Source organism: Aeromonas sp. FDAARGOS 1407 (assembly GCF_019048725.1).
GTDB lineage: Bacteria > Pseudomonadota > Gammaproteobacteria > Enterobacterales > Aeromonadaceae > Aeromonas > Aeromonas enteropelogenes.
The window spans coordinates 3,615,252-3,628,814 of sequence record NZ_CP077399.1 but is presented as its reverse complement, the minus strand read 5'-3'; the positions used below and the strand labels follow the sequence as shown (position 1 = coordinate 3,628,814).

At 56.1% G+C, this 13,563-nt stretch carries 16 protein-coding genes; 5 read left to right on the top strand and 11 right to left on the bottom strand.

The features are described from left to right. Window positions 1-14 precede the first annotated feature (14 nt). From I6L37_RS17070 to cyaB, 8 genes are all read right to left on the bottom strand, one after another. Window positions 15-1,430: a carbohydrate ABC transporter permease gene (locus I6L37_RS17070; protein ID WP_216992475.1), complete on the bottom strand. Its 1,416-nt coding sequence runs from the start codon at window positions 1,428-1,430 to the stop codon at window positions 15-17. Beyond that, window positions 1,423-2,526 carry a carbohydrate ABC transporter permease gene (locus tag I6L37_RS17065; RefSeq protein WP_216992474.1) on the bottom strand — a complete coding sequence of 368 codons (1,104 nt, stop codon included), beginning with the start codon at window positions 2,524-2,526 and terminating at the stop codon, window positions 1,423-1,425. The genes I6L37_RS17070 and I6L37_RS17065 overlap by 8 nt, the downstream gene beginning before the upstream one ends. Next, on the bottom strand, window positions 2,523-3,773 hold the full coding sequence (locus I6L37_RS17060; protein ID WP_216992473.1) for an extracellular solute-binding protein: 1,251 nt from the start codon (window positions 3,771-3,773) through the stop codon (window positions 2,523-2,525). The genes I6L37_RS17065 and I6L37_RS17060 overlap by 4 nt, the downstream gene beginning before the upstream one ends. Before the next feature lie 432 nt (window positions 3,774-4,205). Then, the gene (locus I6L37_RS17055; protein WP_216992472.1) at window positions 4,206-5,180 is read right to left on the bottom strand and encodes a LacI family DNA-binding transcriptional regulator; all 975 of its coding nucleotides are present in this window, start codon (window positions 5,178-5,180) and stop codon (window positions 4,206-4,208) included. A 38-nt stretch (window positions 5,181-5,218) separates the two neighbouring features. After that, window positions 5,219-5,395, bottom strand: a complete 177-nt coding sequence (locus I6L37_RS17050; protein ID WP_216992471.1) for a hypothetical protein — start codon at window positions 5,393-5,395, stop codon at window positions 5,219-5,221. Window positions 5,396-5,439: 44 nt separating this feature from the next. Further along, window positions 5,440-5,946: a GNAT family N-acetyltransferase gene (locus tag I6L37_RS17045; protein ID WP_216992470.1), complete on the bottom strand. Its 507-nt coding sequence runs from the start codon at window positions 5,944-5,946 to the stop codon at window positions 5,440-5,442. 160 nt (window positions 5,947-6,106) lie between these two features. Further along, on the bottom strand, window positions 6,107-6,499 hold the full coding sequence (locus tag I6L37_RS17040; RefSeq protein ID WP_216992469.1) for an NUDIX domain-containing protein: 393 nt from the start codon (window positions 6,497-6,499) through the stop codon (window positions 6,107-6,109). After that, window positions 6,496-7,068: a class IV adenylate cyclase gene (gene cyaB / locus I6L37_RS17035; RefSeq protein ID WP_216992468.1), complete on the bottom strand. Its 573-nt coding sequence runs from the start codon at window positions 7,066-7,068 to the stop codon at window positions 6,496-6,498. The genes I6L37_RS17040 and cyaB overlap by 4 nt, the downstream gene beginning before the upstream one ends. Window positions 7,069-7,419: 351 nt before the next feature. On the opposite strand from cyaB, the gene I6L37_RS17030 reads away from it, so the two are divergent. Together I6L37_RS17030 and I6L37_RS17025 are read left to right on the top strand one after the other, a co-directional pair. Continuing rightward, window positions 7,420-8,265 (top strand): DUF5718 family protein, encoded by an 846-nt coding sequence (locus I6L37_RS17030; RefSeq protein WP_201939881.1) that lies wholly within the window; start codon window positions 7,420-7,422, stop codon window positions 8,263-8,265. 99 nt (window positions 8,266-8,364) lie between these two features. Further along, complete coding sequence (locus I6L37_RS17025; RefSeq protein ID WP_216992467.1) at window positions 8,365-8,838, top strand: GNAT family N-acetyltransferase; 474 nt, start codon at window positions 8,365-8,367, stop codon at window positions 8,836-8,838. A 93-nt stretch (window positions 8,839-8,931) separates the two neighbouring features. Here the strand turns inward: I6L37_RS17025 and I6L37_RS17020 are convergent, their stop codons facing one another. The 3 genes from I6L37_RS17020 to I6L37_RS17010 form a co-directional block, all read right to left on the bottom strand. Further along, entirely contained in the window at window positions 8,932-9,258 is a 327-nt protein-coding gene (locus tag I6L37_RS17020; RefSeq protein ID WP_216992466.1) for a DUF4377 domain-containing protein, read from the bottom strand. Between the two features lie 92 nt (window positions 9,259-9,350). Beyond that, window positions 9,351-10,637, bottom strand: a complete 1,287-nt coding sequence (locus tag I6L37_RS17015) for a citrate synthase (protein ID WP_026456527.1) — start codon at window positions 10,635-10,637, stop codon at window positions 9,351-9,353. Window positions 10,638-10,790: 153 nt separating this feature from the next. Continuing rightward, entirely contained in the window at window positions 10,791-11,006 is a 216-nt protein-coding gene (locus I6L37_RS17010) for a hypothetical protein (protein WP_124240398.1), read from the bottom strand. 64 nt (window positions 11,007-11,070) lie between these two features. On the opposite strand from I6L37_RS17010, the gene sdhC reads away from it, so the two are divergent. The 3 genes from sdhC to sdhA are packed head-to-tail and all read left to right on the top strand — an operon-like array spanning window position 11,071 to window position 13,554. Beyond that, the gene (gene sdhC / locus I6L37_RS17005) at window positions 11,071-11,448 is read left to right on the top strand and encodes a succinate dehydrogenase cytochrome b556 subunit (protein ID WP_026456528.1); all 378 of its coding nucleotides are present in this window, start codon (window positions 11,071-11,073) and stop codon (window positions 11,446-11,448) included. Continuing rightward, window positions 11,442-11,786: a succinate dehydrogenase, hydrophobic membrane anchor protein gene (gene sdhD / locus I6L37_RS17000; RefSeq protein WP_026456529.1), complete on the top strand. Its 345-nt coding sequence runs from the start codon at window positions 11,442-11,444 to the stop codon at window positions 11,784-11,786. The genes sdhC and sdhD overlap by 7 nt, the downstream gene beginning before the upstream one ends. 1 nt (window position 11,787) lies before the next feature. Beyond that, window positions 11,788-13,554: a succinate dehydrogenase flavoprotein subunit gene (gene sdhA / locus I6L37_RS16995; protein WP_026456530.1), complete on the top strand. Its 1,767-nt coding sequence runs from the start codon at window positions 11,788-11,790 to the stop codon at window positions 13,552-13,554. The last annotated feature ends 9 nt before the right edge of the window (window positions 13,555-13,563 follow it).

Here is a 13,563-nt window from a genome sequence, read left to right as displayed (position 1 = left end):
GGAGAACCCTCATCCTAACCTTTTACTGCGGAAGACATTGCGTTGCCGACGAAGTGACGCTGAAAAATGATAAACACGACCAATATGGGAATAGTTGAGAGAAATGCTCCCGCAAGAATGGATTCCCAATCACCCACTGCACCATAGGAGTTGCGCAGGCTGAGCAAACCAACGGGAAGGGTAAAGGCTTCTGGCGGACTGTTAATCACGACCAGGGGCCAGAAAAAATCATTCCATGCCCCTTGGAATCCTAAAATGGTGACGGCCAATATGGCTGGTTTTGCGAGCGGGATAAAAATTTTCCACAAGATAATAAAGGGACTCGCACCATCAATAATTGCGGCCTCTTCAAGCTCTTTTGGAATACTTTCAAAAAACTGTTTCATTATCAGCACCTGCACAGATGCCACCACTGCCGTGATGACAGCCCATGGGGTGTTGAGCAAGCCTATATTGTTGTAAATCAAGTAGTTGGAAATGAAGGTAACCTGCCCAGGGAGCATGGTGCTTAATAGCATGAAGGCGAATATGGCGCGCGCCCCGGTGAATTTGAGACGTGCCAGGGCATAACCCGCAGTGCAGGCAAAAAACAGGGTCAACAGCACTTTCCCGAACGCAATCAGGAATGAGTTGAGGGTCCAGCTCATAAACAGACTCTTGCCGGTGTCAAGGCTCACAGATTCAGTGATGACCCGCACATAAGAGCGAAATACATAGCCAATCACGCCGGGAGCCACATTATCCCAGACCGCGATCCGCCCGCGACGTTCCATGCGGCTCGGAGCCAGGGTGCTGTCGATCAACACCTGAGAAACTGGGGCTCTGATATTCAGGGGGAGGGTAGCTATCTCGGGACCATGACCCCGATATTTGATAGTAAACGCCCAAGTCTTGCTATTGCCCTCTGTACTGGTCTCTATTTGGCCGCGGCGCTGGATAAATTTGACTCGGCGTTGGTTGTCTATCAGTTGTGGCGAACTGACGATGGCATAGTCGGCGGCAAAATCTTTGGCGGTCACGGCAGCCATGCCGGCGCCAGGGCGGCGGCGTGGTACTTCGATTTGAGGTTCCGTTAACGGTGTCCCGATTTTGGCGGCATAGGTCACGGTGAACTTGATGTCGGCGCCAGGAGCAAAGCCACCAAAGAAGGGTGCCTGGGCCCCATCTCTTCCCAATTGATAAGCGGCCACCCAGTTAGCGGGCTGGACTTGGGCAAAGTTGAAGTGAAATGGCTGCTCCAGCGAATCATCTTTGAGGCTGGCGAGGAAGGCCACCACGAAGGTTCCCAACATCAAGGTCGCGACCATCAACAGGATCCCATAGACCCAAGCGACCTTGGCCCAACGACGTCGGGCATGAAATTGGGCAATCTGCGCCCTGTTGGCGGCATCGATTTTGTCGTTGTTTTGTGCCACATCCCAATCAGGCATTTACCTTCTCCTTTACACCGAAAGTCTTTTGCAAATAGACCACGACCAGTGTCAGCAGCGCCAATACCGTGGCGGCAGCGCTGGCCATGCCGATTTGCGGTGTCTCCCCTGGCGGAAAGGTATTGTGATAGACGTAATAGGCCATGGTGATCCGCGATTCGAGGGGGGCAATGGGGGCAGAGGTACCCATCAGTGCTACTTGATCAAACATCTGCAAGGTACCGATGATACTGAAGGTGATGACCACGAAAGTCACAGGTGCTATTTGTGGAATCGTGATGTACCAGTGCTGTTGAAATCTATTGGCACCATCGATATAGGCTGCTTCATATAATTCGTCAGGAATGCCTTGCAGCCCGGCAAGAAATAGCAACATGAAAGTGGGGATAGTCGTGTAGATATTTTGGATGACAATCGCCCACAAGGTCAGCGGCATTGGTCCGATTTTTTCATGAGTGTTCAGCCAGTTTATTTCAATAATCTGTTTTGTTTCACTAATGAGGCCAAAGCCAGCGAGAGTTAATGTAACCATAGCCGCAATGAGGCAGGCTAAAAAAGCCCACGCAGGTTCACATATACCGGCGGGTAAGCCACGTCTGCGATCACGCATTACCAGCATCAACTGAATAATGAACGCACAGAGGAGGAAGGTCACTATGTATGGGGCATAGCTGAAGATGTCACTGATAAGTCCGTTGAGAAAACCTTTCTTTTGATATATCCAGATGAAGATAATGGTGACAGCCGCGCTTGATAATACGCAGGGTAAATAGAAAGCGACCTTGAAAAAGCTTTGTCCATGAACCTTGTTGTTCACCAAAATGGCAAGAGACAATGCAAGCACTGTTTGTACAACAGTAACAAATAATGAAAACCAGATTGTATTTGATAGCGCGGTTAAAAACAGATTATCACTCAATAGATTTTTGAAGTTGGCAAGTCCAACCAAGACTGCTTCATTGAACAAGTCATATTCGGTGAAGCTGAAATAGAGGGTGCGAATGAGCGCGTATAAAAAGAAAATGACCAGTGTCAGCAAGAAAGGCCCTATCAGAAGCCATCCATAGATCTGTTGATTCCGTTTGAGCGAATTCACTTCATGCTCCTTTTTTCAGCCATCGCATCGTATTTTTGTTGGGCGATTTTAATCGCCTGCGCTGGCTCCATCGGACCCAACAGCACGGCCGTCAGTGCTTCATTGATGGGGGTTGACCATGCCAAACCATACTCATCGAAGGCGTAAGGCTCGATATAACCTCGACTGGCACCATCAAAGATTTTTTTGGCGAGTTGATTGGATGGGTCGGTTTTGGAGAAATAAGGCGAGTTGGCCAGATCTTGACGGCTTGGTAGGGCCAGACCTGAATCCAGGACCCACTCCTGGGCCTTTTTACTGGTCAGGATTTGCACCGCTTTTTCAGTTGCCTCCATGTTTTTGCTGTTGGCATTGAGCCCCCAGGCGACGCTAAAGAGCAGATTACCGCGCTGACCTGAGACCGGGTCTTTTGGCATCAGGGTGGTGCCATAGAGGAGGTTGTTCGCATTGTCACGGAGATAACCACTGATCCAGTTGCCTTCAAAGGTAATGGCCGTTTTTTCAGTAGCGAAACAGCCACCGCTCCAGATTTGCCCCAGGTCGGTTGATAAAATGCCGACCTTATCTTTGGTTACCAAACCAGTATAAAACGTAAAGGCCCGTTCGAAATTGGCATCCAGAATGGTTTTGCCGTTTTCATTGAAGGGTTTCCAACCTGTTGCCAAGGCAAAAGGGGCGAAGCGGTTGTAATCAGGAATAATACAGATGCCTGATACTTCTGTTCCTAGTGCGGCCTGGACGGCAAGTAATTTTTCACGTAACTGATCCCAATTATCGTCATCCGTGGGATAGGCTACTTTGGCATCATCAAAGACATCTTTATTGTATAGCAAGGCAAGGGTGTTGAAGTCTTTGGCGATACCGTACAGTTTCCCTGCGCTGAAGGCCTGGTTCAAGTTTGGAATAATAGACTCGGACAGTATTTTGAGTGAGGGGCCGATTGCAGCGACCTTGCCAGAATTGATCAGTGGCGTGGCAAATACCGTATCAATATAAAATGCATCTGGTGCCGTATTGGCCGATAGTGAGTTGATAATATATTGAGAGAAGTCGCCTTCAATAGGCAGATATTTGACCGTGATACCTGCGCGTTTGAGTTCATCGACCATGACTTCACTGACTAATTTGTTGACAACCACGACATCGTTACCACCCCATCCGGCAATGGTCACCTCAGTGGTATTTGCCGCTATTGGCAAGGCGGTCCAGCATGATAGTAACAGCAACCCCAACGTTGACTTGTTCATTCTCACCGCCTCCCTGATTTGAAAAATTGAGAAACATAGTCGAGAAACAGGTCATGACGTAAAAATCTCCTTTTATTACGTCAACGATGCCAGCAGGGAGATGGTTTTTACCTTGTCAGGATCCCATAAAATTTATTTTCGTTTTTTTACGCAAAAATATGCGACGCCAATCACTCTAAAACGCGATTCATGCCGTTTTCGTCCCTGCCGATGAGGTTATGCATGGCAGTCTTGCTGGTGAGTGAGAGTTCACTCGGCCATCCAGAGAAATATGGCGGCAAGCCGGTAACAAGTTGGTAGGAAGAGGACGGGATGGCTCCAGTGATCCGTATCTGCAACGGATTGGATGAGCAAGGTGAATGGCGTGAAGCCAGCTTGCTTCAGATGCAGTAGAGATCAGAGCCGGGGGACGCGCTGGGCTCAGCCTGGTGACTAGCTGGTTTGTCCCTGTTTGAAGGTGACGGATACCAGGGCGCCAACCGGCGGTTCCCCTGCAATGGCCAAATCGATGAGTGCCGCCGTCCGCTCAGCTAGTTTGGTCATATCCTGCTCAATGGTCGTCAGTTCGTCAGCCAGTCCAGGTAAACCATCATAACCAACCACGGCAAACTGCTTTGGCACCTCATACCCGCGATCTTGCAAGGCGGTGATCACGCCGATCGCAGTCTCATCGCAGGCACAGACAAACCCCTGATATGTTTCCAATTGTGCGGTTGGCAGTTGCATGAAGTGGCGATAGGCCGCGATGTCCACGACAGGGTGTGTGCCAGTACACAACTCGCGGATCGGCAATTCATGGTTGGCCATCACGGAGAGGTAGCCCTGATATCGGAATTGATAGCCGCCACCACAGGTTGTCGGTGTGACAAAGCCAATGTGCGTGAGACCTTTGCCTATGAGGTGCGAAGTGGCGGCGCGACTGCCATGAAAGTCATCGGGGGCCACCCAAAATGAGCCTTCTGACATGCCGATGCAGACATAGGGCTGGTGATGTCGGCGGCAAGCCGAGATGCGAGGGTCACAAGGGGTGATACCGAGCAAGACCACCACATCCACTTCGGGAAGGTTTTCCCCCTCAAAGCTGATTGGTACCAGACGGTATTTGAGGTGATCGATGGCAGTGGCAAGTGCCGGCCAGAGCATTCCCAGATAGCGAGAGGACTTGGCCTCATGGGGACCAAGCGAGAGTGCAATGCTCATCAAGGGGATATTGGTTGGCGCCTTTTTGCTCGGCGGGTGCAATCCCAGCTCCCGGCATACCGCCAGTACCTTCTGGCGGTTTTCTGCGCTGATCCCGGGTTTGTTGTTCAGTGCCCGACTGATGGTTGCGATCGATACGCCAGCCACCTTGGCCACATCATGCAATGTGGTTTTTTTCGGCTTCACGTCACCGCTGTTTTTGGCCAACGCTCCCCCCTCATCAGAAAGGTTTACTTGAGCGCCATTTAAAGCGAAAAATTTTCAATGGTAAACAGCGGCAGACGGGCAAATTGCGGAGCGGCGATCTGCACATCCCCATGCTCTTCTGAATATTTGCAGGGAAAGCCATCTTTTTGCTCCCTATTGAGATACAGCACCATTGGCGCCATCAGGCCGATAGAGTGGGGGATACCCAATGGCAAATGCCTTTCACCGGCAGGGACATTTGCCATATCGGCAGGGAAGATCAGAGTGACTTGTAGAAAAAGAGGGTAGCCGCCAGGCTGCCGTCGGCACTGAGGGCAAAGTCCGGGATCTGGCCCGCCTCCTGGTAGCCCAACTGGCGATAGAGGCGGGATGCCACATCCCCGACCCGGGTATCGAGCACCAGCAGACTGCGCTTGGCCTCGCGAGCGCCTTGTTCCATGGTGTGCATCAGGGCGCGGCCGATGCCCTTGCCACGGGCATGGGTGTGTACCATCAGCTTTTCCACCTCGGCCCTGTGCCGGCCGTTCGCCTTGCTGCAAAGCGCCAGCTGGATGGCGCCGACCGGCTGGCCTTCCTCGAGGGCAACCCACAACTTGCGCTTGCCTGCCGCCAGCTCCTCCTCAACCCCTTGCCAATAGGCGTGTCCCTGTGCCTCGCTCAAGGGAGGCAGGAATCCCACCGAGGCGCCGCTGGCCACGCAATCTTGCAGCAAAGTGATGAGGGCTGGGGCGGATCCTGTCGTGCTGTCCAGTTCAACGATATTCATGTGACGTCCTTGTCAAAAGGGGCAAGCCTGCAGGCTCGCGTCGGGTCATATCCATAACAGGCGCCGTTTGGCATTAGCCATCGGCGCCATGCCTTGGTGCTATTTTCCGGGTCTGTGTCGCGTCGCCCATTCTCGGGCGTTGGCGCGCGGCAAAACGCTGTCAGCGGATCAAATGTTGCTCGGCCAGCCAGGCAAACAGCAGGCGGGAGACGGGGGAGACCTCATCGAGGTGGCGGCTGTCGAGCCAGCGCAGCTCGGCGATTTCGGTCGACGCCGTGGGGGTGCCATTGGCCTCTCCCGTGTAGCAGCGCAGCCTGACTTCGACCCCGGCCGGCTTGCCGTCGGCCTGGGCACTGAACTCGCAGGCAAAGCGCAATGTGTCCGGCTGCAGGGTGACGGCCAACTCCTCTTCAATTTCGCGAACAAGCGCCGCTTCATCGCTCTCTCCCGGCTCGCGCTTGCCGCCCGGGATGTAGTAGATGGATTTGCCGTGGGAGCGGGCGCAAAGTAGCTGACCCTCCTTGAAGGTCAACCAGGCGAGTTTGTCGATCATGGCAATGTGTTCTCCGGTTGAGTGGTGACTTGTTCGCACAATGTGCGATAGGAGCTGTGTTCCAGCTGGGCAGGGGAGAGGCCGAGTTGTGTCGCCAGCGCCTGCAGCTGCTGGCGATATTCGGGCTGTGCGGTCTCGTCATCGGTCATGATGGCCAGCTCGGCGAAGTCGCCGAGTCCTTCCAGATGATCCAGGGTGACGTGGAAGGGGCCGACAAAATAGATGCTGCGCCGTTTTTCAATGTTCAACACCTGCCGGTAGCCCAGGGTATGCAACATGCTGACGGCCTTGTCGGTGTCGGTGATGTTGACTGCCTCGCAGCGATCCGGCTCGGGCCCTTTCACTATCCAGAGGCGGATGCCGGAGGGCTGCATGGTACGGATCACCAGGCTCTTGCCCTGTGCGGCCAAGGTGTGCTCTGGCGTATCGAAATAGCTGTCCCGCTCCCGGTTATCTTCCACCATCACCTGCGGAGTGAGGGCCGCCAGCGCCGCGCGAAAGGCGTCGCTGTCTGCCAGCCGGTACTTGAACTCGACTTCGAAGCGGCCCTGAAAATGTGCCTGTGACATCAAGGGGTTCCTGTCGATTTGAACATGAATGACAGGCAGCCTAGCAAAGTTGGTCGACCGGCCCAAGGGGTTGGCGAACGGAATGCAGAAACACGCTGTTTCTGGTGACGGAGCCTGTTTCGATGAGAGTAACCGACGCTTTGTCAATGAAAGGGGATGGCGCGCTGGAAAGCCATTACAGGCGCATCTCTTGGCAAAGGAGTGGATGCGGGCGTAAAAAGTCGCGCTGGCGCACAGGATGGGGCTGGCAGGCTGGGCGCAGGCGGAGCCCTGTGGTTTAATCCCTGCCACTTTGGCGGTAGTCGACCCGAGTGTGACGGCGACGCTGCGTTGACATATGCAGGTGAAAGAATGCAGATAACAGCACAGAACAACTTTATCGGATTGGGGGTGGCGGGCAACTTTGCCGGTCACCTGGAGCAGGCTGGCGAGGCCTCGGATTTCGTGGCCGTGGTGGTGCGCGATACCAGCGCACCCAAGGCGCTGTTCCCTTTCTATGTGCCGGGCCATCCGGGTCAGCTGGGGGTCTTCCCCTTGAGCGGCGATGCCATCTTCCTGCCACAGGCGGCGATCACCGGCGACGAGAAGGTGCAGATCGAGCCCGAAGTGGCGCTCTGGTGTGAGCTGGAGTACGCCGGAGATCAGGTGGTGGCGATCCATCCCCGTGCCTTTGGGGCCTACAACGACTGCTCCATTCGTCGCCCCAACGCCAAAAAAATTAGCGAGAAGAAGAACTGGGGAGCAGAGAGCAAGGGGCTGGCGGCCAGACTGCTGCCCCTTTCCGGTTTTGCGGCAGGCTGCGAGCTCGATGACTACCGCATAGCCTGCTATCTGGAGCGGGATGGCGAGCTGCACGCTTATGGCATCGACAGCGCGGCGGTGGATTACAGCTATTTCCACGGCCAGTTGCTGGAGTGGGCCATCGACAAGTTCAATCATCAGCAGGATGAGGGGCCGGCCGAGCATATCCAGGGGTTGCTGGCCCAGGCGGGCCGCCCGTCCCATGCGCTCATCAGCATAGGGGCCACCCGCTATACGCCGTTTGGCGAGACCCACTTCCTTCAGCCCGGCGACACCGCCTGCGTACTGGTCTATCCGGGCAGCCGTTACGGTGAGGCCGATATTCGTGACGCGATCCGCTCCCGCCAGTTTGCCCCCGACATGTCGGTATTGCTGCAGGCAGTCAGGAGCCGCTGATCCGGGCGCGCCTTGTAGGCGATCTCCCCTGTTACGCTTGCGCGGGCATGACGGGCGCTCTCTGACATGGCCTGTCGCTTACCGGAAAGGAGCTGGAGCATGGTGAACATCAGAGGCTGTACCACGGACGATCTGGCAGGCTTGCTGGATCTCTATCGGGAGCTGCGTCCCCACGATCCTCCCCTGAGTGGCGAAGGGGCGCGCACGGCCCTGGAGGCGCAATTGGCAGAGCCCCGGGTGCGGCTTATCGTGGCCGAGGTGGACGGGGAGCTGGCCGCCACTTGCCAGCTGGGGATGGTTCCGACGCTGACCAATGGGGCCAGACCGTTTGGCATCATAGAGCATGTGATCACGGCGGCCCGCTTTCGCCGCCGTGGCCTGAGCCAGAGGGTACTGGAACAGGCGCTGGCCATCGCCTGGGAGCAGGATTGCTACAAGGTGATGCTGCTGTCGGGGGAGGGGCGAGAAGGCGCTCACCGGCTCTACGAGAAGCTCGGCTTCAAGGCCGGGATCGAGCGGGGATTTGTCATCAAACAGGCGGATGTGGAGAAACAAGGCGCATTGCCCGGGTAAGGCTTGCTGACAGGTTTTTGGAGACAAAAACGGGGAGGGGTTTGATACCCTCCCCGTTTTTACTCGGATAGTTGTCAGCGTTGCCGGCAATCCTTATTTGCTGGCTACCTTGCTGACCACCTCGATCAGCTGATAGCGCAGGGATGGGGCATCGGCCGGCACATTGGTGAGCCGCTCCTTGCTGACGGTGAGCTGGTAGCGATAGCCCGGCTCGAACTGGAAGCCTTCAATTTGCTGATAGAAGAGGGTCCAGGGTTGTTGCTCGTCGCTGCGCACCTGCATGCACTTCATCGGGCCGACTCCGACACAGTGCACCAGCTGGCTGTTGACGTAGAGTGTCTCGCCCTGGGAGGGAGCTGGGGTGCTCTGGCAGGCAGAGAGCAACAGGGCGGCAGTGGCACCGAGGAACAGGGGTTTCATGACGGACTCCTTCAAATCGAAAGGGGCATTAGAACGGCAAACAAAAAGGCGGTCAATGACCGCCTTTGTAACAAGCCGTGTCGACGGGCGCCTTAACGCTGGTCGATGGGGACGAATTCCCGCTGCGGATGACCGGTATAGAGCTGACGCGGGCGACCGATCTTCTGATCATCATCCGAGTGCATCTCGTTCCAGTGGGCAATCCAGCCGATGGTACGGGAGATGGCGAAGATCACGGTGAACATGCTCATCGGGATGCCGATCGCCTTCATGATGATGCCGGAGTAGAAGTCCACGTTCGGGTAGAGCTTCTTCTCGATGAAGTAGGGGTCGGACAGCGCGATGCGCTCCAGCTCCATGGCCACGTCCAGCAGCGGATCCTTGATCTGCAGCTCGGTCAGTACCTCGTGGCAGGTTTCGCGCATCACGGTGGCACGGGGGTCGTGGTTCTTGTAGACCCGGTGACCGAAGCCCATCAGGCGGAACGGATCGTTCTTGTCTTTGGCGCGGCCGATGAACTCGGGGATGCGATCCACAGTTCCGATCTCTTCCAGCATGCGCAGGCAGGCCTCGTTGGCGCCACCGTGGGCCGGACCCCACAGGGAGGCGATACCGGCCGCGATACAGGCAAACGGGTTGGCACCGGAGGAGCCAGCCAGACGGACGGTGGAGGTAGAGGCGTTCTGCTCGTGATCAGCGTGCAGGGTGAAGATGCGATCCATGGCGCGCTCGACCACGGGGTTGACCTTGTACTCCTCGGTCGGCACACCAAACATCATGTGCAGGAAGTTGCCGGCGTAGGAGAGGGCATTGCGCGGCTGCATGAACGGCTGGCCAATGGAGTACTTGTAGCACATGGCGGCCAGGGTCGGCATCTTGGAGAGCAGACGGAAGGCGCAGATCTCGCGGTGCTGCTCGTTGTTGATGTCGAGAGCATCGTGATAGAAGGAGGACAGGGCGCCGACCACACCGCACATGATGGCCATGGGGTGGGAGTCACGACGGAAGCCGCGGAAGAAGAAGGCGATCTGCTCGTGCACCATGGTATGGCGGGTCACGGTACGCTGGAAGTCGGCGAACTGGGCCTTGGTGGGCGCTTCGCCGTACAGCAGTATGTAGCAGACTTCGAGGTAGTTGGACTCTTTGGCCAACTGGGCAATGGGGAAACCACGGTGCAGCAAGACACCCTGATCCCCGTCAATGTAGGTAATGGCAGATTTGCAAGAACCGGTAGCCATAAAGCCGGGGTCAAAGGTGAAATACCCTTGAGCACCCAATTTTCTGACATCAATCACATCCGGACCGACTGTGCCGGAGAGGATCGGCAATTCGACCGGATCTTTTCCGGGCAGGTGTAGGGTGGCTATCTTATCAGCCATAGCACGTCTCCTTTGCTCTTTATAATTTGGTTCCAGTCCTACTCTATTACGACTTTCATGACGCTGGCAAAGGTTGTCACCCGTACCAAGGCCGGCTGGAGCGCCTTATTTGAAACAGAGTTCCCTATCAATGTCAATTTAGCTGAATGGCCATTACGGAATTGTTAAATTAAATATGCGATCCGGTTTGCGCTTTTGGTTTTCTTTGTAGCTATTTGATTGTCTTCGGTTAAGCCCATCGATATACTGCGCCACGTGGGTCATGGCTGCTGGTGTTTGAAACGCTTTGGCAAAGCCTGATGTGAAACCGAAAACACGATTTTTGGCTTTTTCAGAGTGTTTTGGTAACAAATAACCAACAATCACCATCCCGTGCCCTCAGGAGTGAGTTAAAACAATAACTAACGTGCTCAATGGAGCTGAGTGGGCAAGCGTGAAAAATAAACAGAGACCGGTCAACCTCGACCTACAGACGATCAGCTTTCCTGTCACTGCCATTGCATCCATCCTGCACCGTGTATCAGGGGTTATCACCTTTGTTGCACTGGGCATCTTGCTGTGGATGCTTGGTACTTCACTCGCCTCTCCCGAAGGGTTTGAAACAGTGGTTGCCATCACGGACAACTTCCTGGTCAAGCTCGTGCTGTGGGGGATCCTGACTGCGCTGGCATACCACATAGTGGGCGGCCTGCGTCACCTGGTCATGGATATGGGCTATTGGGAAGAGCTGGAATCCGGTAATCAGAGCGCCCGTGTGGCCTTCGTGATCACCGCGGTTTTGGCAGTATTGGCGGGAGTACTGGTATGGTAACCAATTCTGCAACCTTCGGGCGCAGCGGCGTTCACGATTACATCCTGATCCGCGCCACCGCCCTCATCATGACCTGTTATGTCCTCTACCTAGTGGGCTTTGTCGCCTTCAATGACATTACCTACGAGGTGTGGACCGGCTTTTTCGCCAACACCTTCACCAAGGTTTTCACCCTGTTGACCCTGCTGTGTGTGCTGATCCATGCCTGGATCGGTCTGTGGCAGGTGCTGACTGACTATATCAAGCCAGTGGGGCTGCGCGGTGCGCTGCAATTCGTGCTGGTGGTGGTGCTGTTTGTCTATCTGATGACGGGTTTCGTCGTGCTGTGGGGTGTGTAAGGTGACTATTCCAACTCGTGAATTTGATGCGGTCGTGATTGGTGCCGGTGGTGCCGGCATGCGCGCCGCGCTGCAGATTGCCCAATCCGGCAAGAGCTGCGCTTTGTTATCCAAGGTTTTCCCGACCCGTTCCCACACCGTTTCCGCCCAGGGCGGGATCACGGTCGCCCTGGGCAATGCCCATGACGACAACTGGCAGTGGCACATGTATGACACCGTCAAGGGCTCCGACTATATCGGTGACCAGGAAGCGATCGAATACATGTGCAAGACCGGCCCGGAAGCCATCTATGAGCTGGAGAACATGGGTCTGCCCTTCTCCCGCTTCGACAACGGCCGGGTCTACCAGCGTCCGTTTGGTGGTCAGTCCAAGAATTTCGGTGGCGAGCAGGCCGCCCGTACCGCGGCGGCTGCCGACCGTACCGGCCACGCCCTGCTGCACACCCTGTACCAGCAAAACGTCAAGAACAAGACCACCGTCTTCTCCGAGTGGTATGCGCTGGATCTGGTGAAGAACCAGGACGGCCACGTGGTGGGTTGTACCGCCATCGACATGGAGAGCGGCGAGGTCGTCTACTTCAAGGCCAAAGCCACCGTGCTGGCCACCGGCGGCGCCGGTCGCATCTACCAGTCCACCACCAACGCCCACATCAATACCGGTGACGGCGTCGGCATGGCCCTGCGTGCCGGAGTCGGCGTGCAGGACATGGAGATGTGGCAGTTCCACCCCACCGGCATTGCCGGGGCAGGGGTACTGGTGACCGAAGGGTGCCGTGGTGAAGGCGGCTATCTGCTGAACAAGGACGGCGAGCGCTTCATGGAGCGTTATGCACCGAACGCCAAGGATCTGGCCGGTCGCGACGTGGTGGCCCGTTCCATCATGATCGAGATCCGCGAAGGCCGTGGCTGTGACGGTCCCTGGGGCCCGCACATCAAGCTCAAGCTGGATCACCTGGGCAAGGACGTACTCGAATCCCGTCTGCCGGGCATCTGCGAACTCTCCCGCACCTTCGCTCACGTAGATCCGGTCAAGGAGCCGATCCCTATCATCCCGACCTGCCACTACATGATGGGCGGCGTGCCGACCAACGTGAATGGGCAGTGTCTGACCCAGGACAAGAACGGCAACGATGTGCCGGTAGTCGGTCTGTTTGCGGTAGGCGAAATTGCCTGCGTCTCCGTACACGGCGCCAACCGTCTGGGTGGCAACTCATTGCTGGATCTGGTGGTGTTTGGTCGTGCCGCCGGCATGCACCTGGTCAACACCTTGGGCGAGATGGAGCACGGTCGCGAGGCGTCCGAGTCTGATCTCGATGCCGCCCTGGCCCGCTTCAACCGCTGGGAAAATACCCGCAGCGGCGAAGATCCGGTACAGATCCGCAAAGACCTGCAGCGCTGCATGCAGAACAACTTCTCCGTGTTCCGCGAAGGGGAGGCGATGGCCGAAGGCCTTGCCGAGCTGAAAGTGATCCGCGAGCGCCTCAAGTCAGCCCGTCTGGACGACACCTCCAGGGAGTTCAACACCCAGCGCATCGAGTGCCTGGAGCTGGACAACCTGATGGAGACGGCGTTTGCCACTGCAGTGGCGGCCAACTTCCGTACCGAGAGCCGTGGCGCCCACTGCCGCTTCGACTTCCCGGATCGCGACGATGAGAACTGGCTGTGCCACAGCCTCTATCATCCGGACACCGAGTCCATGACCCGTCGCGCTGTCAACATGTCTCCGAAAACCCGTGAGGCATTCCCACCCAAGGTGCGGACTTACTGATTGCGGAGC

Excerpts from the sequence above, each read along its gene's own strand:
- I6L37_RS17070 (WP_216992475.1), bottom strand. The coding sequence starts at position 1,430 with ATGCCTGATTGGGATGTGGCACAAAACAACGACAAAATCGATGCCGCC.
- I6L37_RS17060 (WP_216992473.1), bottom strand. The coding sequence starts at position 3,773 with ATGAACAAGTCAACGTTGGGGTTGCTGTTACTATCATGCTGGACCGCC.
- I6L37_RS17045 (WP_216992470.1), bottom strand. The coding sequence starts at position 5,946 with ATGAATATCGTTGAACTGGACAGCACGACAGGATCCGCCCCAGCCCTC.
- I6L37_RS17040 (WP_216992469.1), bottom strand. The coding sequence starts at position 6,499 with ATGATCGACAAACTCGCCTGGTTGACCTTCAAGGAGGGTCAGCTACTT.
- cyaB (WP_216992468.1), bottom strand. The coding sequence starts at position 7,068 with ATGTCACAGGCACATTTTCAGGGCCGCTTCGAAGTCGAGTTCAAGTAC.
- I6L37_RS17030 (WP_201939881.1), top strand. The coding sequence starts at position 7,420 with ATGCAGATAACAGCACAGAACAACTTTATCGGATTGGGGGTGGCGGGC.
- I6L37_RS17025 (WP_216992467.1), top strand. The coding sequence starts at position 8,365 with ATGGTGAACATCAGAGGCTGTACCACGGACGATCTGGCAGGCTTGCTG.
- I6L37_RS17020 (WP_216992466.1), bottom strand. The coding sequence starts at position 9,258 with ATGAAACCCCTGTTCCTCGGTGCCACTGCCGCCCTGTTGCTCTCTGCC.
- I6L37_RS17015 (WP_026456527.1), bottom strand. The coding sequence starts at position 10,637 with ATGGCTGATAAGATAGCCACCCTACACCTGCCCGGAAAAGATCCGGTC.
- I6L37_RS17010 (WP_124240398.1), bottom strand. The coding sequence starts at position 11,006 with ATGGTGATTGTTGGTTATTTGTTACCAAAACACTCTGAAAAAGCCAAA.
- sdhD (WP_026456529.1), top strand. The coding sequence starts at position 11,442 with ATGGTAACCAATTCTGCAACCTTCGGGCGCAGCGGCGTTCACGATTAC.